Source organism: Flavobacterium piscisymbiosum, assembly GCF_020905295.1.
GTDB classification, from domain to species: domain Bacteria; phylum Bacteroidota; class Bacteroidia; order Flavobacteriales; family Flavobacteriaceae; genus Flavobacterium; species Flavobacterium piscisymbiosum.
On the sequence record NZ_JAJJMM010000001.1, the window covers coordinates 3,086,903 to 3,111,070 of the forward strand.

A 24,168-nucleotide genomic window follows, 5' to 3' on the forward strand; every position below is an offset into this window, starting at 1 on the left:
AAATATAACGATGAAGTTTAAATTTAAAAACAAATTAATAATGAAGTATTTATACAAAATAGCAAGCGTACTTTTTTTATTGTTTTTGGTTTCATGCAGTGAAGAGAAAATAGGAGAATCGGCATATGGTACCGTTAGCGGAAGAGTGGTGAATGCAGATACTTTTGAACCAATGGAAAATGTAAAAATCCTTTCAAGCCCCACAACAAGTACCGTTTTTACAGATGCCGAAGGTAAATTTACAGTTTCGAACGTGAAGGTGGGCGAATATTCTTTTCAGGCTCAAAAAGATGGTTTTATAGCAAAATTTGAAGCCACAACGGTTACTGCAAATAATACATCACAAGTGGTTTTTGAACTCAAAAAAGCATCAGCCAATAACAAACCGCCAACAGTTCCCGTATTAGTAAGTCCGGTTGATAATAGTACGGCTCAGGCAGTAACATTAGACCTGACTTGGACAGCTACAGATCCGGACAAAGATGAATTAATTTTTAAAATAACCCTTAGAAACGACAGTAACAGCGAGGTAAAAGTTTATGACGCTATAAAAGCGAACAAACTTACATTGACAGATTTGATCTTTGGAGCAAAATACTACTGGCAAATTGAAGTTACAGATGGTGTAAATACACCTGTTTTAAGCACCGTAAGTACCTTTACTACAATTGCTTTTCCGGCGACAAGATATTTGTTTGTAAAAAACATAAACGATAATAATGTGATTTTTACTGCCGATGATGCAGGTAAACAATATCAATTAACAAGTTCAGACAGAAATTACTGGCGCCCAAGAAGAAATAATCTGGTAAAGAAAATTGCCTTTATAGGAACAAATGGTTCCCAAAATGATCTTTATACCATGAATTTTGACGGAACGGGAATTAAAAAATTAACCAGTTCAGTGCCAATTGCCGGATTCAATTCAGATTATATAGGGTATTCCTGGAACGCTTCAGGAAGTGAATTGATTTATCCTAATTTCGATAAATTATACAAAATCAACAATGACGGAAGCGGTTTGACCAAAATATTCCAAACACCAAATGGCAAATTCATATCAGAGTGTGACTGGAGCGCAGACGGATCGAAAATCGCTTTAAAAGTAAATGATGCCAACGGATATAATGTCGAGGTTTATGTAATTAATACTGCTGGCGCGGTTATAGCGACAGTTCTTTCTGGTCAAAACGGAGCAGTAGGCGGCCTAAACTTTTCCATCACAGGACAAAAATTAGTGTATACCCGAGATGTTACAGGATTCGAAAGTTCAAATTACCGACAATTAGATTCTAAAATTTTCGAATACAGTTTTGCATCCGGAAATTCTACACAAATTATAACAGAGAAAATATCCGGAACAAACGATCTCGATGTACGATATTCTCCAAACGAGTCCGAATTAATTTTTACCAATACCTCAAATGATGGTATTTCGATAAAAAATATTGTAAAAACCACAGTAGGAGTTGTCAATTCCAGAGTAGTATTATTTTCAGGAACAGCAATGCCCGACTGGGAGTAACTTTTAGGAGCCAAAATTTTATAACCAATTTTACTCAGGAAATTCGGCAGCGCTATAAAACCTGCCGAATTTTTTTTGTGCGTCAAATATTCAATTTTAAATAGTATAGCCCTGAGAATTAAAAAAAGGGATTATCTTTGCACCACATCAACACAAACTAAGTTTCATGAGTTCAGATTCTAGCAAAAGGTACGCACAAAGAGGTGTTTCGGCATCAAAAGAAGACGTACACAACGCCATAAAAAATATCGATAAAGGTTTATTTCCTCAAGCATTTTGCAAAATTGTACCTGATTATTTAACACAGGACGAAGAATATTGCTTAATAATGCACGCTGACGGCGCTGGTACAAAATCGTCTTTGGCGTATATGTACTGGAAAGAAACAGGCGATATTTCGGTTTGGAAAGGAATTGCTCAGGATGCCTTAATCATGAATATCGACGATTTATTATGTGTTGGCGCGACAGATAATATTTTGCTTTCATCTACTATTGGAAGAAACAAAAACTTAATTCCTGCAGAAGTTATTTCGGCAATCATCAACGGAACAGAGGAATTAATCAACGAATTAAAATCTTTTGGCGTAACCATTCATTCAACAGGCGGAGAAACTGCCGATGTTGGAGATGTAGTTCGTACCATAATTGTAGATTCTACCGTAACCGCTCGCATGAAACGCAGCGACGTTGTAGACAATGCAAACATAAAAGCAGGCGACGTAATCGTAGGTTTAACCTCTTTTGGTCAGGCAACTTACGAAAAAAGCTATAATGGCGGAATGGGAAGTAACGGATTAACATCTGCCCGTCACGACGTTTTTGGTAAATATTTAGCTAAAAAATATCCAGAAAGTTATGATGTACTTGTTCCCGAAGAATTAATTTATTCAGGTCAGGTAAATCTAACCGATGAGGTAGAAAACAGCCCAATAAACGCAGGTCAGTTGGTACTTTCTCCAACTCGTACTTACGCGCCAATTATCAAGAAAATTTTAGACACTTATACTCCAAACGAAATTCACGGAATGGTGCATTGCAGTGGAGGAGCGCAAACTAAAATTTTACATTTTGTTCAAAATTTACACATTATAAAAGACAATTTATTCCCTGTTCCGCCATTGTTCAAGTTAATTCAGGAACAATCAAAAACCGATTGGAAAGAAATGTATCAGGTTTTCAATTGCGGTCACCGTATGGAAATTTACGTTCCTGAAAACATTGCACAAGATATTATTGCGATTTCAAAATCGTTCAATGTCGACGCACAAATCGTAGGTAGAGTAGAAGCAGCCGATGCTAAAAAACTAACGATCACCAGCGAATACGGAACATTCGAATATTAATATTTTTAAGGTGCTAAGGTTCTGAGTTGCTAAGATTCTAAGTTACAAAGATTCTGAACTTATTCTTAAAAGAAAAATTAGAATTTATTCATCAGGTAATGTGTAGAGGCGCACAGCAGTGCGTCTTACGCAATGCTGATTTGGATTGCATTCGTTATAAAAATAATAACCATTAGCTTTTTTTAGGAGCTAATCCCGCTATCCGTTACAATCTTTTATTTTTTAAAGAAAAAAATAAAAGGATTTTCACTACTATCGGGGCTAAAAAACACCAGGCTATGTACGAATTACTTTTTTGGAAATATTTAGAAGAAGTTTACCTAAACCACCACGAAGTTTACGAAGCTCTTGTAGAAAAAGAAACAGTAGAAGGTCTTGAAATACTTCCGGTTGAGGTAATCATGAACCGAATCAATTCTGTTTTTTCTAAATGGGAAAAAGTAGACGAAAACAGCTGGCAAAATACTACAGGAAAAGGCGCTTTTCAGGTAATCACAACCCCACAAAGCATCAAAATCGACTGTTATGGCACCGAAGGTAAAACCATGAATAAATTGGTAGAAGTAATGGAAGAATTCAAATTACCGTTGTACGATCCGCAAGTGCCGGAGCGATATGACGAAATGAGTGAATAGTTTTTTTCTTTTATACCTTTTGTGAGTCTCTGTGAAATACTTCGTGCATCTCTGTGGAAAAGTTTTTACACAAAGTCACGCAAAGATTCACACAGAGCATCACAAAAAAATAGCTTATGACAACACCAATTTTCAGTTTCTCAGACAATATCATTTTAGAAGACGATTTAGTTTTATTACGTCCTTTACAAGAATCAGACGTTGATAATTTATTAGAAATATCGATTAACGAACCAGAAACCTGGAAATATTCATTAGTAGGAGCAGACGGAAAAGAGAATCTGATCAAATATATTCAGCTGGCGATAAAAGCACGAGAAAATCAAAAAGAATTTCCGTTTATTGTTTTCGATAAAAAGACTCAAAAATACGCAGGTTCAACCCGTTTTTACGATATGAATCTTGAATTCAAAACACTTCAGTTAGGCTACACTTGGTACGGTTCTGCTTTTAGAGGCACCGGACTCAACAAACATTGTAAATTCTTACTATTACAATTTGCTTTTGAAACCCTCGGAATGGAGCGCGTAGAATTCCGTGCAGATAATGACAACAAGCGAAGTATCGCTGCCATGAAAAGCATCGGTTGCAAAGTCGAAGGTGTTTTACGCAGCCATATGCCCACAATAGATAAAGAAATACGCCGTGATTCCATCGTTCTGAGTATTCTTAAAAACGAATGGTTCGACGAAGTAAAAGCAAACCTAAAACAAAAGCTTTAAAAAAGAGCCATAGGCTCGCCAAATATTGTAGTGCTGTCCCCAAGCTTCGGGATCACTCCAGTCTAGACAATCAAGGAAAAAAAGAGCCATAGGTTCGCCAAATATTGTAGTGCTGTCCCGAAGCTTCGGGATCAGTCTAGTCTAGACAATCAAGGAAAAAAGGGCCATAGGCTCGCCAAATATTGTAGTGCTGTCCCGAAGCTTCGGGATCAGTCCAGTCTAGACAATCAAGTAGAAAAGAGCCATAGGCTCGCCAAATATTGTAGGGCTGGATTTTAATCCAGTCTAGCAAAGATTTACCCAATATTTAAATTGAAATTTGGAATTTAAATCGAGATTTAGATTAGAATTTAGAATTTAAAAAATTAGAATTTAAAACTTCTACCCATCTTGCAAAATAAGATCTTGTTCTTTTCTCATCTTTACAACTAAAGTATCAATATGAGTTTTTATTTTTGGTGGTAAAGAATTCCAGCTAGCATCTTTTTTAAAACTTCGGCAATAATCCAGGTCGCATTCTACGGCGCGAATTACATATTTTTTATTCTTATAAACCGTAATAATTTTAATGCGTTTTATTTCATTATTTTCATTTCTGGTTCCGTAAACAATTACAGGATCGATATAGCCATCGCCGTCAAGATCTTTGGTGCTGCAGTATTTGGTCCAGAACCAAATCTTAGTTTCTTTAGGTTCAGTGTTTTCAAGCAAGTCATTAATTCTCCATTTTTCTAAAAAACCGCCATGATCAGCCATGGTATAAATAGCTTGAATTTTGGTGCTTAAAGTATCTTTTTTAGAAATAATTTTTTGATTTTCGCACAAAAGCAAATTATATACGCCGCCTTTATCAGAACATTCAAAAGCCTTGTAAATAGGGAAATCCGAAACCTGATCGAGTTCTCTTTCTTTTATCTCACTTTTTGTTAATTTATAACTTTCTGTTTTTTGCGAAAAGCTCAATATGGAGTAAAAAAACAACAAGAATAGAAAATATTTTTTCATGTGTAGCATGGTATTTTTTGATCAATCAAAGATATTTAAAAGCTTTTTAGTTCTCTAAATTTTATATTTTTTAAAAAGCAGATTTTGTTGTATTTTTCTAACCTGGAATTATTAGAAAAACGTTTTAGTAAGTGCCTGATATTGTTTTGTAGAAAATTTAATGTTTAAATAAAAATACCTGATGAATAGAATAAATTGCAAAAGTTTTCTCTTTGGATTCTCATTTTTAGTAATTGGCTTTGGAGTAAATGCTCAGAAAAAAGCAATAGAAAAACGTAATTTAATTCAGTACGTAGATCCTATGATTGGTACAGCTAAAATGGGACATACTTATCCAGGAGCAACCGTTCCGTTTGGTAGCGTACAATTAAGTCCGGAAACTGATACTATTGCGTACAGTTTAAACGGAAAATATAACGGAGACGTCTATAAATATTGTGCAGGATACCAATATGAGGACAAAACCATTGTAGGTTTTAGTCATACGCATTTTAGCGGAACAGGACATTCAGATTTAGGCGATTTTCTAATAATGCCTACAACCGGAAAATTGCAACTGAATCCCGGAGTAGCTTCAAAACCATTATCAGGTTATCGATCATCATTTTCTCATTCGACCGAAAAAGCAGAACCTGCTTATTACAGCGTATTGCTGGAAGATCATAAAATTAAGGTAGAACTTACGGCAACAACGCGTGTGGGAATGCATCAGTATACATTTCCAAAGTCGGATGAAGCACATATTATTCTCGACCTGACTTCCGGAATTTATAATTATGATAAAAAGAATGTATGGACATTTGTTCGAGTAGAAAATGATACTTTAATTACAGGATATCGCCAAACTAATGGATGGGCAAGAACCAGAACTGTTTATTTTGCGATGTCTTTTAGTAAACCAATTAAAAGTTACGGACAAGCTCCTCTTGAAAAAAGTGTTTACAGAGGTTTTTGGGGAAGATTTGATCAAACAAAAAATTTTCCGGAAATGGCAGGTCAAAATTTAAAATTGTTTTTTGATTTTAATACTAATGAAGGAGAAAAGATCAAAATAAAAATGGCTTTATCTCCCGTAAGTTCTGCCGGAGCGCTTGAAAACATGAAAAAAGAAGTTCCGGGTTGGGATTTCGAAAAAGTGAAAAAACAAAGTCAGGAAGTCTGGAACAATGAATTGAATAAAATTCAGGTAGAAACCGTTCAGAAAGAAGATTTGGTGAATTTTTATACGGCAATGTATCACGCCTTTTTAGGTCCAACAGAATACATGGATTTAGACGGAAATTACAAAGGTTTGGATATGAATGTTCATAAAGCAGAGAACTTTAAAAATTATACGAGTTATTCGTTATGGGATACTTACAGGGCTTTACATCCATTATTCAATTTGGTGCAACCAGCCAGAAACTCAGACATGATTAGTTCGATGTTGGCGCATTCAGACCAAAGTGCACATAAAATGTTGCCGATATGGTCGCATTATGCCAATGAAAACTGGTGTATGATTGGTTATCATTCGGTTTCTGTAATTGCCGATGCAATTGTAAAAGGAAATGGAAATTTTGATCCTGAAAAAGCACTTCAGGCTTGTGTAAATACAGCAAAAGTCCCGTATTATGACGGATTAGAATATTACATGAAAATGGGCTACGTACCTGAAGATAAAAATGGAGCTTCGGTATCTAAAACTTTAGAATATGCCTATGATGATTGGGCAATTGCTCAGGCCGCTAAGAAATTGGGGAAAACAGAAATTTATAATGAATTTATAGAAAGATCTAAAAATTATAAAAACGTTTACGATGCTAAAACAGGTTTTATGCGTCCTAAATTAAACGACGGAACTTTCAAAAAAGAGTTTGATCCGCTGGACACGCACGGACAAGGATTTATTGAAGGAAATTCGTGGAATTATAGTTTGTATGTTCCTCAAGATCCTGCAGATATGATCAAAATGATGGGAGGAAACGACAAGTTTAATGTTCGCCTTGATTCGTTGTTTAGCATGCATTTGCCTGACAAGTATTTTGAAAACACAGAAGATATTACCAGAGACGGAATAATAGGTAATTATGTTCACGGAAATGAACCTTCGCATCATGTAGTGTATTTATACAATTGGACTAATTCGCCTTGGAAAGCGCAAGACAAAATTAGAATGATTTTGAAAAAAATGTATAGAAATGGTGCCGATGGTTTAGGAGGAAATGATGATTTTGGGCAAATGAGTGCCTGGTATATTTTTAGCAGTTTAGGGTTTTACCCAGTTGCGCCGGGTTCTGATGAATATGCTTTGGGAAGTCCATTGGTTAAAAAAGCGGTTTTTAATTTAGAAAACGAAAAGAATTTTGAAGTCGAAACCGTAAATCAATCAGATAAAAATGTGTTTGTGAGTAAAGTGCTTTTAAACGGAAAACAATTAGAGAAACCTTTCCTGAAACATTCGGATGTTATTAATGGTGGAAAAATTACTTTTTATATGAGTGCTAAACCAAACAAGAAGAATTACCAGAATTAATGTTGCCCACGGGTTTTACGGATGAAACGGGTTTACGCGGATTTTTTGTTATTGTCACCCTGAGCGAAGTCGAAGGGCTTTAGGTCGATGAGGGCTTCGACTTCGCTCAGCCTGACAATTGTATTCTTATTTTATTACCGTATTAAATTCGTGATAATTCGCGTGATTCGTGTGATTCGTGGCAAAAAAGTATTTTAATCCTTTATCCTGATAGCTATCGGGAGTGGCTAACTTTTTTCTCTCGCAGATTTAGCAGATTTAATTTATGCAAATTCGTGGCGAAAAAAATAATAAAAAAGAATCATAACAGACTTTGCAAAAACTTCACGAAATTTGCACTTTAAATAAAAAGTAAATATGAAAATAAATCTAAAATCGGGAATTGATAAATTGCTTTTCGGAATGAGGCAAAACGATGTAACTGCTGCTTGGGGAAAACCGGATAAAAATTATGTAGACGAAGATGATAATGTGATTTTTGTATACAATGCACACAAAATCAGATTGACATTTTATCAGGAAGAAGACTTGAAATTGGGTTATTTAGTAGCTTCGAGCAATGAGTTAGAAGTTTTTGGATTCAAATTAATTGGAAGAAAAATTGCTGATGTAAAGAAAGATTTGGCTACAAAAGGAATTACAAAATACACTCAGGAGACTTTTGATACTTTCGAAAATTATTTCAACGAAGACAATTGGTTTATTCTTCAAACTGAATTTGATGAAGTTGTGAAGTTTGAAGTTGGAGCAATCATCAATGATAAAGACGAATTTGACTGGAAATTTCCGGTGAAGAAATAAGAGAAATGCGCTTAAAAACTTTGTCAAAGTTTTAAACTTTGACAAAGTTGAATGGACATCAAGCAAAAAACCGACAAGTGATTGTCGGTTTTTTGCTTGATGTCATAATCTAAGAGCAGGTAATACACTAAAGTTCTTAAAACGCCTAAATCCCTAGCCCTGATGGGAACGGCATCCTTTTGTGGTGGGGTTCACCACAAAAGATACAGTGGACAGCAGGAAATAGCTCCTTATTTTTATTATTTAATACTTATTCTGACAAACTAAAACAAAAAAAACCGACAATCACTTGTCGGTTTTTTTATGTTTTGATGAAAAGAAATTATCCTTTTAACCATGCATTTTTAAGTTTCTCTTTTGAAGCATCTGTTGCTTTAAAAGTTTCTTTTTCTTCGAATGGTACTTTTACAGTTCCTTTGATGGTTTGTTCTTTTCCGTCGCGTTTGATTTTAATCGTGATAAGATCGTTTTCTTTCCAGTTTTCACTTTCGGTAATCAAATCATAAATATTGTCTAAGTTGTACGCTTTGTCGTTTACAGTTAGGATTTGATCTCCTGCTTTAAGATTTAAACTGGTAAAAAATACGTTTAAATCAAGATCCTTACGAACGCTTATTACTTTAGTTGCTTTATCAATAGTAATATATGGATTTTGCCCTTTTATGAAAATTGATCCCGGAACTTTTTCTGAGGCTTTGCCAACTCCAACTTTTGCCAAATAAAAATCGTAAGGAATTGGAGTTGTTCCCTGAACATATTTAGTCAAAAATTCGCCCACTTCAGGATAAGTAAGCTGTGTGATTTTTGCAAAAAGCTCATCATCATTAAATGGTTTTTCTACACCATATTCACTAGCTAATTTGTGCATTAGGTCCAGAATTCCTCTTTCGCCATTGCTTTTTTCTCTAATGATAATATCGATGCACATACCAATTAAAGCTCCTTTTTGGTACACATTTAGGTACTGATCTTTATAAGGTTGCTCTAATACATTTTTACTCATTACAGTAAACGACATTGTATCGTTTAAGCTTTTTGCCTGTTCGATTTTATCAGCAATACGAGTATAAAATTCGGCTTCGTCAATTAATCCCTGATTGATTTGAAAAAGATTTGCAAAATATTCTGTTACTCCTTCGTACATCCATAAATGTTCAGACATTTTTGGGGCATTATAATCAAAATACTGAATTTCTTTTGAGTGAACAGTAAGTGGAGTTACAATATGAAAAAACTCGTGAGAAACAACGTCCTTCATTGATTCTACCAATTTTTCTTTTGGCATAGATTCCGGTAAAACAACGGTAGTTGCAGTAGGATGTTCCAGAGCTCCAAAACCGTGAGCATCATCTTTTGCCATACTTGACAAATACAATAAAACAGTATATTTTTTAGTCGCATTTACTTTTCCTAAAAAGTTTTTTTGCGCCGTCATCATTGTTTTCATTTCAGGAGTAATACTTTCGGCAGTAAATTTTCCTGTTGGAGAGTAAACAGCGATTAAAATATCCATTCCGTTTACATTAAACGTTGTATAATCCGGTTTAGAATACATGATTGGGTTTTCGACTAAAACAGCATAACGAGGCGTTGTAAAAACGTCGCTTGTATTACTTGCGTCTTCGTCATTCATTGAAGTTGCTCCCCAAATTGTTTCAGGATGTGTGATGGTAACTTTATAAGGTACATCTAGTTTATCCTGAAAATAACCTACAAAACCATGCGTGTTCACCATAAAATTGATTCCTGCATTGATATTGGTTCCAGCTGGCGAAAAAACATCGTCGTTACCAAATCCGGTTCCTTTTTCGGTATCAAAAGTATCACCTACTAAATAAGTTACTTTTTTTAATTTTTTTGCATCAGCAATTGACCATGAATTATCGTCGATTCTTTTTACTGTTAATGGGTTGCCTTTTGCATCAAAAGCTTTAAAATCATCTGAAAATTTACCGTAGTTATCTGTAGAGTAAGTTCCAGGAACTGTTTTTGGGATACTATAAATTACTTGGTCGGTTTTTATTTGAGGAGGGGTAACGGTTACCAGTACTTTGTCATCTTTTACATCGATAAGATCAATATTAACACCTACAACATTTGCGGCACCAGATGAGCTTCCTGTTTTACAACTCCAAAGGGTCGCTGCAAGAGCTAAGGTGTAAAGTATTTTTTTCATTTGTTTGAATTTAGTTATTCGTATATGACTTGTAAATTATCAAAAAGTTACACTAAGATTAAAAGTAATAAAAAAACTCCTGAATTTCAGGAGTTCTGCCTTAGTCTAGCTTATTTTTTATATAATATTTACCATCCAGATCTTCGTCAAAATCATCTATTTTAACTGGTTTTGGTTTTGGTTTATTTGCAATTGCCTTTTTTTTCCACATTTCAAATTTTTCAAGTGGCATCTTCTTTTTCATGATTTCCAGAACTTCTTTTTCTGCCAATCCAAATTCCTTTTTAATGATCTCAAATGGATTTTTTTCTTCTAAGGCTAACGAAACAAGTTTTTCGGTTTGCTCCCAATTCAATTCTTTGCGGTTACTCTTTTTCATCACGTGAAAATTAATTCAAAATAGGGGTTAATGATTAATAGATTGATTTTCAATTTAAGTATCAATATTAATAAAAAAAATAATTAGTTGGTTCGATCTGAGATGTTTTTTTTAATGATTTTAACTGTTTTTTGCAGATCTTGATTTTTGAAACGGAATTTGCAATAAATTTTGCAATTTATTGTTTTCTTCAGGTCCCATATGTGTATCGACTCCGTAGATTATTTCTTCTTTTGAAAGGGTGGTAAAAGTGCCAAAAAGCCGATCCCAAACTGAAAAAATATTCCCATAATTGCTATCAGTATAAGGTAAAACATAATGATGATGTACTTTATGCATATTGGGTGAAATGATAAAATAACTCAAAAAGGCATCAAATTTAGGAGGCAAAGAAATATTAGCATGATTAAACTGCGAGAAAATAACGGATAAACTTTGGTATAAAAAAACCATCCACATAGGGCTTCCTACAATTAGAACGCCCAGAGTAGTAAATATAAACCGAATAACACTTTCTCCCGGATGATGTCTATTGGCGGTTGTGGTGTCGATCCAGGTATCGGTATGATGTACGATATGAAAACGCCAGAGAAATTTTATTTTGTGCTGAACGAAATGCGCTAAATAAGCCCCAATTAAATCTAATAAAAGAAGTCCTGTAATGGTATACAGCCAAATTGGTATTGCGGGTATCCATTGCAGTATTCCAAAATGATTTTCTGTTGTCCAGTTCGCCGTTGTAATGAGGATAAAAGCCAACACAAAATTTACAATAATGGTAGTAAATGTCAAAAAGAAATTGATTCCTGCGTGCTGCCATTTTCTGTATTTCATTTGAAACAGCGGGAAGGTGTTTTCGATGAGCCAAAAGATAGTAATTCCTCCCACCAGAATTAAACTTCGATGGGTAGACGGAATCGTGCTGAAATATGCTATAATATCATCCATAAGTAAAATTTAGATTGATAAAAGTTGTAATCTGTTTTCTATGAATAGGTTAATTTGAAATACAGGCATATAAAAAAAGAGAAAACCGAATATAAATATATCAGATTTTCTCTTTAAAAGTAAGTTATAAGGTGTTTTTTTATGCTTTTTTAATCAGGCTGATTAAAAAGAGTAATACCCAGGCTCCTCCAACAGCAATTAAAATTTGCCAAAGAAGTCCGCCGCCGCCAATGCCAAGATTGCCGGCAATCCAGCCACCAATAATTCCGCCAATGATCCCGACGATAATATTACCCAATAATCCAAAACCTGCACCTTTCCAGATTTGGCCAGCAAGCCATCCTGAAATTGCTCCGATAAGTAAAAAATATAAAAATGCCATATGATGTTTTTTTAGTTAAATTGAATTTGATTAAGCTGCGTCGTGATTTTGTAACAACGTTTTGTATAAAAATCCGGCTACAATGGCTCCCAAAATTGGTGCAACCCAAAATAACCAAACTTGTGCTAGTGGCTCGCCTCCTGTAAAAATTGCCTGAGATAAAGATCTTGCAGGGTTTACAGAAGTGTTCGTAATAGGAATACTGATTAAGTGAATTAGAGTTAATGCCAAACCAATTGCTATACCGGCAAATCTTCCGTTTGCAAATTTATCTGTAGCGCCAAGGATTACTAATAAGAAGAATAATGTTAGAACAAATTCTGCAATAAATGCTGATGCCATAGAATAGTTGTCGGGAGAGAACGCTCCGTAACCATTTGAAGCAAAAGCTCCGGCTTGTGTATTATTGATTGCATTTCCTGCTTTTCCTGACCAGATGATGAATAATGTTCCGGCAGCAGCAAGTGCACCAACGCATTGTGAGATAATGTAAGGTAAAAGATCTTTTGCCGGGAATCTTCCGCCGGCCCATAGACCAAATGAAACTGCCGGATTAAAATGTCCGCCAGAAATGTGCCCTACAGCATACGCCATCGTTAGTACTGTTAAACCGAAAGCCAATGCAACTCCTGCAAATCCAATTCCTAAATTAGGAATTCCAGCAGCAAAAAGTGCGCTTCCACAACCTCCAAAAACTAGCCAATAAGTTCCAAAGAACTCTGCAAATAATTTTTTCATAATAAAATAATTTAATTAATAGTTGATTGTTAAAGGGTATATTGGTATGCCCAAAAAATCAAAACAAATTGTAAGGGCAAACGTACAAATAAAATCCAATTTGGTAAACCAAAACTTGCTTTTTTATTTTGATACATGAAAAGATTCGCAGGAAATACAGCTATTAATAATGCTATAATTCCCCACGCAGCAAAATTTGTTGTGTAACTAATCATCAGGAGTATGCCAAGAACAACTTCGGCAACTCCGCTTAAAATATTTATTAATTTGGGGTTCGAGAAAAAGGGCGGAATGATTCTGATGTACATTCCGGGATTTCTAAAATGATTTAATCCGGCAATAATATAGAGCGCTGCCATTAAATATAAATGCCAAGGTAAATTCATGATAATTAAATGTTTATCACGAATTTATAAAAAAATTAACAATTATTACATTACAAGTCTCTTTTTTTTAGATCCGGATAAAATAAGTTAATTTTTACGTTTAAAATTGACGTTCATAATAATTATGGCAAGAATGATCAGGACAATTCCAATCCATTGAGAAAGAATAACTTGTTCGTCTAATAATACATAAGCCATCATTACGGAAACAGGAAGTTCAAGTGCTGAAACAATACTTCCTAAACCAATTCCGGTTAATGGGAAACCTGCAGTCATAAGCATAGGAGGAATAATAGTTCCGAAAAGAGCTAAGATAATTCCCCATTTCATGAAGATCTCAAAGTTAAAAGGAGTAACCTGAGTAGCAATTGCGAATGAAAATACAATTACCGATCCTCCTAAAAGCATATATAAACTACGTTGTGCTGATGAAATCTCTGTAGCAACGCTATTTGCCGTAAACATAGTTGTAGTAAATGAGGCTGCTGCCAAAACTCCCCAGGCAAGACCGCGCCAGTCAAGATCTACATCATTATGAATGATATTGGTAGCCAGAACAGTACCAATAAGTACAATAATTACAGCAATTACTTTTTGTTTTGATGGTAATTTTTTTTCTAAAAACATTTCCAGTAAAACTCCCATCCAAACGGTTTGCATTAATAAAACAATACCAATAGAAACCGGAATATATTTTACAGCCAGATAATAGAATAAACTTGTCATACCTAATGATGTACCGGCAAGCATTAAACTGAATATATTTTTTTTGGTCGCTTTTACAACCTTATCCTTATGTTTTGCTTTTTGAAAAGCGTTTATCAATAAAATACCAATGATTCCTAATATAAATTGAGATGTGGTTACTTCGGCAGTTGTATATCCTTCTGAATAGGCCATTTTTACGAAAGTAGCTAACATTCCGTAAGTTGTAGCACCTATTGCTACTAAAAATACTCCCTTTAATACATTGTTTTGTGACATCTTAACTTGTTTAGATTAAAAAAATAAAGCCGGCAAAGGTAAGTTATTTTGTTTAGGATTTAATAGAAAATGCTATTAAACATTATTATGAGTTTGGTTTTCGGCTTAATTTATATGCTAATATTGTGAATTTGATATAATTGTATGAAATAAAAAACCCATCAAAATATAGAATTTCGATGGGTTTGAATATATTCTGATAAAATAAAAATCTTATTTTGTTAAAGGCTGTTTTTGGTATGTTTCAATTTCAAAAACCAAAGTAGAGTTTGGCGGAATAACTCCTCCGGCACCCTTTTCTCCGTAAGCTAAATTTGAAGGAAGAAAGAAGATTGCTTTTTCTCCATCAGTCATCATGTCTAATGCTTCGATGAAACCAGGAATCATTCCGTCTTTTTTACCTACTGTAAACGGGAAAGCCTGATATCCTTTTTGAGCATCGCGGTTTGCATCATATTTGCCATACGCTTTTGCAACGCTTGCAATACTGCTGTCAAAAAGATTTCCATTTTCAAAATACCCTGCATAGTGGAAATAAATGTTAGAACCTTCGGCACCTTTTACACCAGTTCCTTTTTTAGTAACAACATATTGTAAACCTGATGCAGTTGTAGTGGCTTTTGCTTTAGTAGCAGCAAAATAAGCTGCTTTTTCAGTTACGACTTTTTGCGATTCAGCTTTTTTAGATTCTTGCTTTTTTGCATCATCAGCTAAAACTTTTACAGCATTAAACTTTTTAGCAGCATCGCCTTTGCGGGTAATGGTAATTTTTGTCATGATATCATCCTGAACAATTTTGTTTACATTATCCATTCCTGAAACTACATGACCAAAAATAGTATGTTTTCCGTTTAACCAAGGAGTTTCTTTATGTGTGATAAAAAACTGACTTCCGTTTGTAGCAGGGCCAGAATTTGCCATTGCAAGAACACCGCCTTTTTCGAATTTTAATTCTTCAACAAATTCATCTTTAAAAGAATATCCAGGACCTCCAGAACCGTTTCCGTCCGGATCTCCACCCTGAATCATAAAGTCATTGATTACTCTGTGAAATTTTAATCCGTCGTAAAAAGGTTTTCCTTTAAGTCTTTCTACTTTTACATTAGGATTATTTCCTTCTGCCAAAGAAATAAAATTAGCTACCGTTACAGGAGTTTTGATGTATTCTAATGATAGAACAATATCATCTTTTGTAGTTGATATGGTAGCAAAAATTCCATCGTTTGGATTGGTTGCCGGAGCCACTTTTGTCGCTGCTTTTGTTGCAGGCGCTTTTGGTTTTGCTACGGGTTTCTTTGTCTGAGCCTGAATGTTTACTACTGCCAGGCAAAATAAAAATAGAAATTTAAACTTCATGATTTAGAATTTAAGTCTATATTGATTTTATAAATAATTTATTGTGGCTTTTCTAATAATTGAATTTCGAAAATAATGTTAGCGTTTGGCGGAATAACTCCTCCTGCACCAGTTGCTCCGTAAGCTAAGTGCGACGGAATAAAAAGTATTGCTTTATCTCCAAATGAAAGTTGCTCGATTCCTTCGATAAATCCAGGAATCATACCATCTTTACGACCTGCCTGAAAAGGGATAGGCTGGTAACCGTGTTGATCTGCTCTTGCTGCATCAAATTTTCCGAAAGCTTTATTTACCTCTTCTACGCTTGAGTCAAACAAAGTTCCGTCTTCTAAGAAACCTGAATAATTAATGTATAATTGAGTTCCTGCAGTTGGTTTTTTACCTGTTCCTTTTTCAGTAATTAAATATTCTAAACCTGAAGTTGTTTTAGTTGTCTTTGGTTTAACAGAGGCAAAATATGCTACTTTTTCTTTTTGAACTCCGGCGTATTTACCCTTTTCTTTGGCAATTTCAGAGAAATAATCGTGAAATACTTTTACAGCATCAAACTTTTTAGCGGCTTCACCATTTCTGATAATTGTTACGGCAACGATCGTATCGCCTTGTTTTACCTGATTTACAATTTCCTGACCTTTTTCTACAACATGACCAAAAATAGTATGTTTTCCGTCTAACCAGGGAGTTTCAACGTGCGTGATAAAAAATTGACTGCTGTTTGTTCCAGGTCCATTATTGGCCATTGCTAAAACTCCTGCTTTGTCAAATTTTAAATCCGTTATTTCGTCTTTAAATTTATATCCTGTATCTCCTGAACCAGTTCCTTCAGGATCTCCAGTCTGAATCATGAAATTTTCAATAACTCTGTGAAATTTTAATCCATTAAAAAAAGGTTTATTTTTTAAATAATCTTTTGTTACAAACTCATTTTTACCTTCGGCTAATGTTACAAAGTTAGCTACAGTAACTGGTGCTTTTGTGTAATCTAATTCAACAATAATGTGCCCTTTATTGGTTTCAATATCTGCATATAAACCATCAGGTAGGTTGCTGTGCTCGTCTTTGCAAGAATACAATGAGCTAACGGTAACAGCTAGTAATAATAGAATACTCTTTTTCATTTTTAAAATGTTGTTTTTATGGGTTTATTGTATCTTTTTTAGTTGGAGCTGCAGGTTTTGGTGTTGCAGGTTTTGCAGCAGCTGTAGTGGTTGTAGTGGCAGTCTGACCCGCTACAGGCGTTGGTTTAGCCGCCGGATCCGGTACGAAATTACGAAGTGTAACCGTGCAAATTAAGGATTGATTGGTTCCTATTTTTTTGTTGTCTCCGTGATATCCGTAAGCAATATGCGAAGGAAATAAGAAAGTTACGGTTTCATTTTTATGCATCATTTTGATACCATCGCGCAATCCCATCATGATTTCCTGTTTGTCTACATAATAAGTTTGAGGGCCAAGATCAGCTTCAGAATAAATAATTTTACCGTCTATGTCTTTTACTTCCAGATTAAAATAAGCGATATCTCCTTTTTTAGGTGTCGAAAGATCTGTTGTGTTTTTTTCGTCATAATACAACCAGTATCCTTTTCTTGTAGCGTAATATTTTATTTTCGGATTGCTTTTGATTATTTTTTTAATGACCTCTTCTTCGTTGGCTACTAATTTTTTATTTCTGTCCACCGATTTCTTCATGAAAGTACCCGAAGCCTGAGAAATAGGTCTTCTGGCTTCTTCGTGTTGTTTACAGCTCACCAATAAAACAGCAAAAAGTAGGGTGTAAATGCTTAGTTTTAAGTAGTTCATATGGGGTTATATTTTTAGTTTATTTACTAAATCTTCAAATTTCTTCACGGTTTCTTCCATCGAAACGTCAGATCTTCCGCCGGCCGCATTGCTATGTCCGCCACCATTAAAGTGATCTCTTGCAAATTGGTTGACGTCGAATCCGCCTTGTGAACGGAAAGAAATCTTGATAATTTTTTCGTCTTTATTTTCGATAAAAATAGCAGTAAAAACAATACCTTTTATACTTAGTCCGTAATTAACGATTCCTTCAGTATCACCTTTTACATAATCAAAGGAATCCAGTTCTGCCTGAGTAAGTGTAGTATAGGATGTTTTGTGTTCCTCAAGCACTTTCATATTCTGTAAAGCGCGACCTAATAATTGTAAACGGCTGTATGAACTATTATCAAATAATAAAACAGGAATCTGAGTGTTTTCGACTCCTAAATCAATTAACTCTGCAATAATTCTGTGCGTGTTTCCTGTTGTTCCCGGAAAACGGAAAGAACCTGAATCCGTCAATATTCCGGTATAGATACAAGTGGCAATGGTTTTGTCTAAATCTTCTTTTCTACCTAAAAAAGAAATGAAGTTATACACCATTTCGCAAGTTGATCCAAACGAAGTATCGGAATAGGTATAAGCTGCATAATCATCCGGTTTTTGGTGGTGGTCGATCATGATAAACGGAGCCGTTAGCTTTGCTAAAGTATGTTCCATTTCGCCTGTACGATGAAAAGCATTAAAGTCTAATGTGAAAATTAGCTCAGCTTCTTCTAATATTTTGGTGCAGTTTTCAGTGTCTTTTTCGAAGATTTTTACCGTTTCAGAACCTGGTAACCAGGCTAAAAAATCAGGAAAATCATTGGGAGCAATCACAGTTGGCTGATGATTGTTTTTTAATAAAAAATGGTATAAACCTAAGGTTGAACCCATAGCATCCCCGTCAGGGCCTCTATGTGGAATTATGGCGATTTTCTTTGGGGTAGCGAGTAACAATTGTATCGCTTGAATATCTTGTATTTTCATAGTGTGCGAATTTACATTTTTTTAATGTAATGTTGAAATCATTTTACAGATTAACACACTTTTATTAGTTGTCAGTTTTCGGTCGCTCCTGATAGCTATCGGGATCAGTCTCAGTTTTCAGTTTTCTGAAATAGAGTTGATTGAAAAAAAGTAATAATGGTACGCAGATGAAACGGATTCGCTAAAGCGAAAACGCGGATTTTAAACGGATTTTTTCTTTTTGGAATTTGGGATTTGCTTTTTGGAATTTAAGTTTTTTTATTTCACAGAGATTCTCAAAGAAAGCTCAGAGGTGCACAAAAAGCATTAGAATAAGACTGATTTATTTTTTTGTTGGAATTTGGAATTTATTTTTTGGAATTTGAAATTTAAAAATAAAAATTCAATCTCTGATATAGCTTGTATTTCGCCCCTTTCACAATTTGCGATTTATAAATTCCCACAGAGCCCGAAGAAAAATAAGCAATTGTACAGGCAATGGCAATAAATAATCCGGGTTGAATGCCAAAAAGTTCCATTCCCATAATAGTGCAGGCGATAGGCGTGTGGGTTGCTCCCGAAAATACAGCTACAAATCCTAAACCTGCCAGAAGCGCTATTGGTAAAGGAATTATTAAGGATAAGGCACTTCCTAAAGTGGCGCCTACAAAAAATAATGGAGTTACTTCGCCACCTTTAAAACCTGCTCCTAAAGTAAATCCTGTGAATAAAATTTTAAGTAAAAAATCATACCACATATTGGCATTCGAAAATGAATCTACAATAACCGGAACACCTAATCCTGCAAATTTTGTTAAACCAAAACCTGCTATGGCAATCGCCAGAATTATTCCTCCTATAAAAGGACGTAGTGGCGGATATTTAATTTTAGAAAAAAGTGAACCCCAAAAATGTGTACTTCTGGAAAATAATAAAGCTGCAAAACCTGATAAAACTCCAATGATAATAACGTAGCATAAAGTTGAAATGCTAATTTCAGGAATAACTGGAATACTGTAATGCGTATGTTTTACCTGCCAGAATTCTACAGTAAAATAAGCAACGTAAGCTACTGAAAAGGATAAAATAATACTTTTGAAATTGATTTTACTAAAGTATAAAACCTCCAAAGCAAAAATAGCGCCCGCTAACGGAGTTCCAAAAACCGATGCAAAACCGGCACTGATCCCGAGGATAATTAGAATTTTTCTTTCGGAATTATCTAAATTAAAAATCTTGGTAAATTGATCGGCAATTGCTCCTCCCATTTGAACAGCAGTTCCTTCACGACCGGCAGAACCTCCAAATAAATGAGTAATTAAAGTTCCTAAAAGCACTAAAGGAGCCATCTTGAACGGAATAACTTTTTTGGGATTTTCGTATTCTTCGAGTAATAAATTATTGCCTTTTGCAACAGATTCTCCCCAATAATAGTAGCTAAAACCTACCAATAATCCGCCGAAAGGCAAAAGCCAGATAATCCAGTCGTGGTGAATTCTAAATTGTGTTACAAATTCTAAAGCAACCAGGAAAAACGCTGATGCAGATCCGGATAGAATACCTATCAAAACGCATATTAAAATCCATTTGAAAGTGGTCGGGAATATTTCTTTTAGTTTTTGAGAAGTCATTAAGCGTAAAAAGTTTGCCACGAATTTCACTAATTTTCACTAATTAATAGCTTTTTAATTGAGAAAAATAAAAAAAGTGTCTTTTTTGAATCTTTAATCTGTAACAAAAAATAATGAAAAGTTTTAACCGCAAATTGCACAAATTTTCACAAATTAATAATTTGTAATAAAAAGAATTAGCGAAAATTTGTGCAATTTGTAGTTGAAAAATAGTTACTGTACAACTGCTGTAAATTCGATTTCTACTAAATATTCAGGCGCAACGAGTTTGCTGATTTCATAAAAACCAGTTGTAGGTTTTATATCTTTAAAAAATGAAGCGTGAGCTCTTGCTACTTCTTCAAAAGAAGTAATATCGGTAGTGAAAATTCGGGTTCTGATTACGTCTTTCATTCCAACATTCAAATCTTCCAAAACTTTTTCAACACGTTCCAGGATGTTGTAGGTTTGAGCATAAGCATCATCGGCTTTTACTTTTTCGCCATCAACAATTGCCACAGTTCCTGAAACTTCAATGATATTACCAATTCTTACCGCGCGGCAATATCCCATTTTGTCCTCCCAAGGTGATCCTGTTAAGATGTTTTCTCTTTTCATTTCTTTATATTTTATTGAATTTGTTTCTTCGATTTTAAATCAAATTCCGGTTAGTTAATTTCGCTGCAATTTATAAAATATACAACTGATAAAGAACCAAATTAGATTGAAATCAATTCGTAAAACGTTCTTTTTTGTGATATTTTGAGTAGAAATAAAAGATGATTTTTTATCACTCACGATAGCTATCGGTCACTATCATTAAGTTAATCTTTCTTTTAGTAAATTATGTTTAATCTTTTTCTCACAGAGACGCAAAATTTGCAAAAGTCTTTCACGCAGATTTAAAAAGATTTAAGCAAATCTACACAGATTATAATTAAAATAAATCTGCTCAAATCTGCAAAATCTGCGTGAAACAAAATCTTTATTACTCAATTTGATGCTGCTCGTAAAGGCGAAGTTTATTTTGGGTAACAGTAAGGTTTTGCTGCAATGCTTCGATTTTGTCTAAAAGATTTGCAATGACATCAATACCTTCTAAATTGATTTTAAGGTCATAATGCAGGCGTATCATTTTTTCTACGGCGGGTAATTGTTCCGGTTGTAGATATTCGTCTTCTTCCAGAAAAATAATTTTCACTAAACCATAATTATGAAGCTCTGTTATAAAAGTATTTTCAATTTCGTGATACAGACAAAACTGTTTTATCTGAATTAAGTTTTTACTATTCATGATTTCTTAATTTAGCTAGTTCTTCGAATAATTCTTTTTCTTTTGCGGATAATTTTGTTGGAACTTTTAACGTATAAGTAATGTATAAATCCCCAAACTGATTGTCTTTTTTATACACAGGAAATCCTTTTTCTTTCAGTTTTACTTTCGTTCCGGGTTGAGTTTCCGGGGCTACTTTTATTTTTACTTTTCCGTCAAAAGTATTCACATAAATTTCGCCTCCTAAAATGGCCGTGTATAAATCCAGGTCAACATCAGCATATAAATTATTGCCTTCTCGTTTAAATTCTGAATTGTTATCAATTAAAAAAGTAATATATAAATCCCCGTTTGGTCCGCCATTAGCGCCCGGTGCTCCATGATTAGGAATTTTTATAATTTGTCCGTTTTCGACTCCGGCCGGAATTGTAATTCGGATATTTTTGCCGTTTACCGTTAGGTTTTGTTTGTGCGTAGTATAAGCTGAAGCTAAGTCAAGTTGCAATTCAGCATTAAAATCCTGTCCGCGGTATTTTGCCTGACCTCTTGAACTTCTTCCTGAAGAACCGTACATAGAATTGAAGAAATCAGAAAAATCACTTCCTGAAAAATCTCCTCCGCCAAAATCAGAATAACTTTGATTACCGCCTTGCTGTTGTCTGGAATATTGTTGCTGTTGGTTGGGATCGTAACCTGCTTTTTCGAATTCATCAGCATGCTTCCAGTCTTTTCCGTATTTGTCGTATTTTTTACGATTTTCGGGATTGCTTAAAACTTCATTGGCTTCGTTTATTTCCTTGAATTTTTTCTCTGCTTCCTTATCATTCGGATTCAGGTCAGGATGATATTTTCTGGCCAGTTTTCTATAGGCCTTTTTAATCTCGGCTTCAGTAGCCGATTTTGTGATATCTAATACTTTATAATAGTCAATATAGTCCATTTGCTTGTATTTTTATAAAGATAAATTAAAATCTTGAAGTTACTCATAACTTATTAAATGTCAAAGTAAAAAGAGCATTTTTGTATTAATACTCTTGTTTTAAGAAATATGAATCAGTATTTGTTTTGTTTGAGTTAAATCTTACTTTTTAGTAGGGTTTTGCAATTATTTCTTCTATAATTGCAAAAATAAACCTACAATTAATTGTGGAATTTAACCTTTTAATCTTTAAATTATGAAGAAATTATCTTTTTTAAAATCAACCTTTAGTCTTGTTCTTGTATTGACGATGTCAATCTTATTAGTAAATTGTAGTTCAAGTAGTAATGATGATGACTATCTACCATCAACAGGCAATACCTTTAATCCAACTGATTTTGCTTTAACAATTAGAAAAACAGAATTAAACGATGGGAATAAATGGATGATGTCTGTATATTACGATTTAAAAAACACTTCACAGATTTCATATAATAAGTATGAGCAGGGGAGTTTTAATATTAGGTTTACGGTAAAATCTACGGATGGTACAATATATCAAACAGTTACAATCATTCCTTACATTGAAGCAGGGGTTACAGTGGGTGATTTTACATATTTGGATGCTGTGAATAACACAAAAACACTTGATCCTGCAACTCTTACAGCAGTAATTGAAAAGCAATAGATTTTTTGTTTAAAATTTGATAGACAGAATTTTAAAATCCAATTGGTGTAAAAGCTGATTGGATTTTTTTTATTTATATTTTGGCAGGTTTTTTGCTTTCCAAAAATTAGCCTAATATATTGTTATAATAGTCTTAAAGTTGTAGCGCCTAATTAAATTATGCTATTTTTGTGATGCTATGCTTTAATCTTATAAAATTTTTAAAAGCCGATTCGATAATACTTTTTTCAATGAAGCACATCTTATTTTTCATATTATTTTTTACCGCTGTCACTGTTTCAGCTCAAACTGAATTTGGTACTAAATACAGACCTATCGCAGCACCTAAATTTGGTGCAAAGCCAAAGAAGACTCCAATACCAGAGGTTAAAGATCCTCAGGCTGATAATATGGATATACCAAGTATAAAAACGCCAAACGTTTTTGATAATACCAGTATCACTCCAAAATCGCAATTGCAGGTAGGGGCAGAGAAAAGTAAATTTACGATGTCTACTGAAACTGATTTTGCCAATCCGGGTGATCGTTATGTGCCAAAAATGGAAAAAGATTTAGATAAGGCGCTAAAAGATGCCGGACTAAAAGAGGGCAGGGGAACTTTAGTAAAAAGAAATATTTCGCTGGGAGATTTTAGAACAAAATCGAAATATTTTATTGTAAAATTTCGCGATTTTGGCGCAATAGATGGCGATATGGTAAAGGTTTTGTCTAACGATCAGGTTATTAGAGATCAGATAATTTTGCAGTCTAATTTTATAGATGTGAAAATTGATCTGGCTAATGGTTTTAATAAATTAGATTTTCAAGCATTAAATATTGGGGCATTAGGAGGGAATACTGCTGAAATTCGAGTTTATGATGACAAAGGACAATTAGTAACCAATGATTATTGGGATAATCTTGCGGCAGGTTTTAAAGCTTCGATAATAGTAACAAAAGAAGAATAAGATACAATCAGTTCGTTGCATCTTATTCTAATTCGTGTTTTTTA

24 protein-coding genes are annotated in these 24,168 nt (G+C 34.3%); 8 read left to right on the top strand and 16 right to left on the bottom strand.

Going from position 1 to position 24,168, the window contains the following annotated elements:
* The first annotated feature begins 40 nt into the window (after window positions 1-40).
* The 4 genes from LNP81_RS13490 to LNP81_RS13505 all read left to right on the top strand — a co-directional run bounded on the left by LNP81_RS13490 (window position 41) and on the right by LNP81_RS13505 (window position 4,227).
* Window positions 41-1,525 carry a carboxypeptidase regulatory-like domain-containing protein gene (locus tag LNP81_RS13490; protein ID WP_230036608.1) on the top strand — a complete coding sequence of 495 codons (1,485 nt, stop codon included), beginning with the start codon at window positions 41-43 and terminating at the stop codon, window positions 1,523-1,525.
* Window positions 1,526-1,691: 166 nt separating this feature from the next.
* Window positions 1,692-2,870 (top strand): AIR synthase related protein, encoded by a 1,179-nt coding sequence (locus tag LNP81_RS13495; RefSeq protein WP_230036610.1) that lies wholly within the window; start codon window positions 1,692-1,694, stop codon window positions 2,868-2,870.
* A gap of 278 nt (window positions 2,871-3,148) precedes the next feature.
* Window positions 3,149-3,505, top strand: a complete 357-nt coding sequence (locus LNP81_RS13500; RefSeq protein WP_230036612.1) for a hypothetical protein — start codon at window positions 3,149-3,151, stop codon at window positions 3,503-3,505.
* Between the two features lie 116 nt (window positions 3,506-3,621).
* Window positions 3,622-4,227, top strand: a complete 606-nt coding sequence (locus LNP81_RS13505) for a GNAT family N-acetyltransferase (protein ID WP_230036614.1) — start codon at window positions 3,622-3,624, stop codon at window positions 4,225-4,227.
* A 381-nt stretch (window positions 4,228-4,608) separates the two neighbouring features.
* On the opposite strand, the gene LNP81_RS13510 is transcribed toward LNP81_RS13505, so the two are convergent.
* A complete protein-coding gene (locus LNP81_RS13510; RefSeq protein ID WP_230036616.1) occupies window positions 4,609-5,232 on the bottom strand; it encodes a M949_RS01915 family surface polysaccharide biosynthesis protein in 624 nt (207 codons plus the stop codon).
* A 181-nt stretch (window positions 5,233-5,413) separates the two neighbouring features.
* Here LNP81_RS13510 and LNP81_RS13515 point away from each other — a divergent pair, with 181 nt between their 5' ends.
* Both LNP81_RS13515 and LNP81_RS13520 read left to right on the top strand, forming a co-directional pair.
* Window positions 5,414-7,747: a GH92 family glycosyl hydrolase gene (locus LNP81_RS13515; protein ID WP_230036618.1), complete on the top strand. Its 2,334-nt coding sequence runs from the start codon at window positions 5,414-5,416 to the stop codon at window positions 7,745-7,747.
* Window positions 7,748-8,104: 357 nt separating this feature from the next.
* The gene (locus LNP81_RS13520) at window positions 8,105-8,548 is read left to right on the top strand and encodes a hypothetical protein (RefSeq protein ID WP_230036621.1); all 444 of its coding nucleotides are present in this window, start codon (window positions 8,105-8,107) and stop codon (window positions 8,546-8,548) included.
* Window positions 8,549-8,870: 322 nt separating this feature from the next.
* Here LNP81_RS13520 and LNP81_RS13525 read toward each other — a convergent pair whose 3' ends face one another.
* The 15 genes from LNP81_RS13525 to LNP81_RS13595 all read right to left on the bottom strand — a co-directional run bounded on the left by LNP81_RS13525 (window position 8,871) and on the right by LNP81_RS13595 (window position 22,510).
* Complete coding sequence (locus LNP81_RS13525) at window positions 8,871-10,724, bottom strand: M61 family metallopeptidase (protein ID WP_230036623.1); 1,854 nt, start codon at window positions 10,722-10,724, stop codon at window positions 8,871-8,873.
* Between the two features lie 100 nt (window positions 10,725-10,824).
* Window positions 10,825-11,103 (bottom strand): DUF2805 domain-containing protein, encoded by a 279-nt coding sequence (locus LNP81_RS13530; RefSeq protein ID WP_055098339.1) that lies wholly within the window; start codon window positions 11,101-11,103, stop codon window positions 10,825-10,827.
* A gap of 120 nt (window positions 11,104-11,223) precedes the next feature.
* Window positions 11,224-12,051 carry a sterol desaturase family protein gene (locus tag LNP81_RS13535; RefSeq protein ID WP_230036625.1) on the bottom strand — a complete coding sequence of 276 codons (828 nt, stop codon included), beginning with the start codon at window positions 12,049-12,051 and terminating at the stop codon, window positions 11,224-11,226.
* Between the two features lie 139 nt (window positions 12,052-12,190).
* Complete coding sequence (locus LNP81_RS13540; protein ID WP_230036627.1) at window positions 12,191-12,433, bottom strand: GlsB/YeaQ/YmgE family stress response membrane protein; 243 nt, start codon at window positions 12,431-12,433, stop codon at window positions 12,191-12,193.
* A gap of 30 nt (window positions 12,434-12,463) precedes the next feature.
* The gene (gene aqpZ / locus LNP81_RS13545; RefSeq protein WP_230036629.1) at window positions 12,464-13,171 is read right to left on the bottom strand and encodes an aquaporin Z; all 708 of its coding nucleotides are present in this window, start codon (window positions 13,169-13,171) and stop codon (window positions 12,464-12,466) included.
* A gap of 29 nt (window positions 13,172-13,200) precedes the next feature.
* Window positions 13,201-13,557 (bottom strand): DoxX family protein, encoded by a 357-nt coding sequence (locus tag LNP81_RS13550; RefSeq protein WP_230036631.1) that lies wholly within the window; start codon window positions 13,555-13,557, stop codon window positions 13,201-13,203.
* A gap of 87 nt (window positions 13,558-13,644) precedes the next feature.
* Window positions 13,645-14,541 (bottom strand): EamA family transporter, encoded by an 897-nt coding sequence (locus LNP81_RS13555; RefSeq protein ID WP_230036633.1) that lies wholly within the window; start codon window positions 14,539-14,541, stop codon window positions 13,645-13,647.
* A gap of 213 nt (window positions 14,542-14,754) precedes the next feature.
* Window positions 14,755-15,897, bottom strand: coding sequence for a peptidylprolyl isomerase (locus tag LNP81_RS13560; RefSeq protein WP_230036635.1), 1,143 nt, complete (start codon window positions 15,895-15,897; stop codon window positions 14,755-14,757).
* Between the two features lie 38 nt (window positions 15,898-15,935).
* Window positions 15,936-17,015: a peptidylprolyl isomerase gene (locus LNP81_RS13565; RefSeq protein WP_230036637.1), complete on the bottom strand. Its 1,080-nt coding sequence runs from the start codon at window positions 17,013-17,015 to the stop codon at window positions 15,936-15,938.
* A gap of 16 nt (window positions 17,016-17,031) precedes the next feature.
* Window positions 17,032-17,697 carry a gliding motility-associated peptidyl-prolyl isomerase GldI gene (gene gldI, locus LNP81_RS13570; protein ID WP_230036639.1) on the bottom strand — a complete coding sequence of 222 codons (666 nt, stop codon included), beginning with the start codon at window positions 17,695-17,697 and terminating at the stop codon, window positions 17,032-17,034.
* Window positions 17,698-17,703: 6 nt separating this feature from the next.
* The gene (locus tag LNP81_RS13575; RefSeq protein ID WP_230036641.1) at window positions 17,704-18,708 is read right to left on the bottom strand and encodes a DHH family phosphoesterase; all 1,005 of its coding nucleotides are present in this window, start codon (window positions 18,706-18,708) and stop codon (window positions 17,704-17,706) included.
* A 368-nt stretch (window positions 18,709-19,076) separates the two neighbouring features.
* Window positions 19,077-20,318 carry a voltage-gated chloride channel family protein gene (locus tag LNP81_RS13580; RefSeq protein ID WP_230040913.1) on the bottom strand — a complete coding sequence of 414 codons (1,242 nt, stop codon included), beginning with the start codon at window positions 20,316-20,318 and terminating at the stop codon, window positions 19,077-19,079.
* Between the two features lie 213 nt (window positions 20,319-20,531).
* Window positions 20,532-20,915: a RidA family protein gene (locus tag LNP81_RS13585; protein ID WP_230036643.1), complete on the bottom strand. Its 384-nt coding sequence runs from the start codon at window positions 20,913-20,915 to the stop codon at window positions 20,532-20,534.
* A 370-nt stretch (window positions 20,916-21,285) separates the two neighbouring features.
* A complete protein-coding gene (locus tag LNP81_RS13590) occupies window positions 21,286-21,591 on the bottom strand; it encodes a chaperone modulator CbpM (RefSeq protein ID WP_230036645.1) in 306 nt (101 codons plus the stop codon).
* Window positions 21,584-22,510 (bottom strand): DnaJ C-terminal domain-containing protein, encoded by a 927-nt coding sequence (locus tag LNP81_RS13595; protein WP_230036647.1) that lies wholly within the window; start codon window positions 22,508-22,510, stop codon window positions 21,584-21,586. The genes LNP81_RS13590 and LNP81_RS13595 overlap by 8 nt, the downstream gene beginning before the upstream one ends.
* Before the next feature lie 235 nt (window positions 22,511-22,745).
* Between LNP81_RS13595 and LNP81_RS13600 the strand changes: the two genes are divergently transcribed.
* Together LNP81_RS13600 and LNP81_RS13605 are read left to right on the top strand one after the other, a co-directional pair.
* On the top strand, window positions 22,746-23,177 hold the full coding sequence (locus tag LNP81_RS13600; protein ID WP_230036649.1) for a hypothetical protein: 432 nt from the start codon (window positions 22,746-22,748) through the stop codon (window positions 23,175-23,177).
* 230 nt (window positions 23,178-23,407) lie between these two features.
* Entirely contained in the window at window positions 23,408-24,124 is a 717-nt protein-coding gene (locus LNP81_RS13605) for a hypothetical protein (RefSeq protein ID WP_230036651.1), read from the top strand.
* The last annotated feature ends 44 nt before the right edge of the window (window positions 24,125-24,168 follow it).

Coding starts and splice junctions, on each gene's coding strand:
- LNP81_RS13490 (WP_230036608.1), top strand. CDS start 41: ATGAAGTATTTATACAAAATAGCAAGCGTACTTTTTTTATTGTTTTTG.
- LNP81_RS13495 (WP_230036610.1), top strand. CDS start 1,692: ATGAGTTCAGATTCTAGCAAAAGGTACGCACAAAGAGGTGTTTCGGCA.
- LNP81_RS13500 (WP_230036612.1), top strand. CDS start 3,149: ATGTACGAATTACTTTTTTGGAAATATTTAGAAGAAGTTTACCTAAAC.
- LNP81_RS13505 (WP_230036614.1), top strand. CDS start 3,622: ATGACAACACCAATTTTCAGTTTCTCAGACAATATCATTTTAGAAGAC.
- LNP81_RS13510 (WP_230036616.1), bottom strand. CDS start 5,232: ATGAAAAAATATTTTCTATTCTTGTTGTTTTTTTACTCCATATTGAGC.
- LNP81_RS13515 (WP_230036618.1), top strand. CDS start 5,414: ATGAATAGAATAAATTGCAAAAGTTTTCTCTTTGGATTCTCATTTTTA.
- LNP81_RS13520 (WP_230036621.1), top strand. CDS start 8,105: ATGAAAATAAATCTAAAATCGGGAATTGATAAATTGCTTTTCGGAATG.
- LNP81_RS13525 (WP_230036623.1), bottom strand. CDS start 10,724: ATGAAAAAAATACTTTACACCTTAGCTCTTGCAGCGACCCTTTGGAGT.
- LNP81_RS13530 (WP_055098339.1), bottom strand. CDS start 11,103: ATGAAAAAGAGTAACCGCAAAGAATTGAATTGGGAGCAAACCGAAAAA.
- LNP81_RS13535 (WP_230036625.1), bottom strand. CDS start 12,051: ATGGATGATATTATAGCATATTTCAGCACGATTCCGTCTACCCATCGA.
- LNP81_RS13540 (WP_230036627.1), bottom strand. CDS start 12,433: ATGGCATTTTTATATTTTTTACTTATCGGAGCAATTTCAGGATGGCTT.
- aqpZ (WP_230036629.1), bottom strand. CDS start 13,171: ATGAAAAAATTATTTGCAGAGTTCTTTGGAACTTATTGGCTAGTTTTT.
- LNP81_RS13550 (WP_230036631.1), bottom strand. CDS start 13,557: ATGAATTTACCTTGGCATTTATATTTAATGGCAGCGCTCTATATTATT.
- LNP81_RS13555 (WP_230036633.1), bottom strand. CDS start 14,541: ATGTCACAAAACAATGTATTAAAGGGAGTATTTTTAGTAGCAATAGGT.
- LNP81_RS13560 (WP_230036635.1), bottom strand. CDS start 15,897: ATGAAGTTTAAATTTCTATTTTTATTTTGCCTGGCAGTAGTAAACATT.
- LNP81_RS13565 (WP_230036637.1), bottom strand. CDS start 17,015: ATGAAAAAGAGTATTCTATTATTACTAGCTGTTACCGTTAGCTCATTG.
- gldI (WP_230036639.1), bottom strand. CDS start 17,697: ATGAACTACTTAAAACTAAGCATTTACACCCTACTTTTTGCTGTTTTA.
- LNP81_RS13575 (WP_230036641.1), bottom strand. CDS start 18,708: ATGAAAATACAAGATATTCAAGCGATACAATTGTTACTCGCTACCCCA.
- LNP81_RS13580 (WP_230040913.1), bottom strand. CDS start 20,318: ATGACTTCTCAAAAACTAAAAGAAATATTCCCGACCACTTTCAAATGG.
- LNP81_RS13585 (WP_230036643.1), bottom strand. CDS start 20,915: ATGAAAAGAGAAAACATCTTAACAGGATCACCTTGGGAGGACAAAATG.
- LNP81_RS13590 (WP_230036645.1), bottom strand. CDS start 21,591: ATGAATAGTAAAAACTTAATTCAGATAAAACAGTTTTGTCTGTATCAC.
- LNP81_RS13595 (WP_230036647.1), bottom strand. CDS start 22,510: ATGGACTATATTGACTATTATAAAGTATTAGATATCACAAAATCGGCT.
- LNP81_RS13600 (WP_230036649.1), top strand. CDS start 22,746: ATGAAGAAATTATCTTTTTTAAAATCAACCTTTAGTCTTGTTCTTGTA.
- LNP81_RS13605 (WP_230036651.1), top strand. CDS start 23,408: ATGAAGCACATCTTATTTTTCATATTATTTTTTACCGCTGTCACTGTT.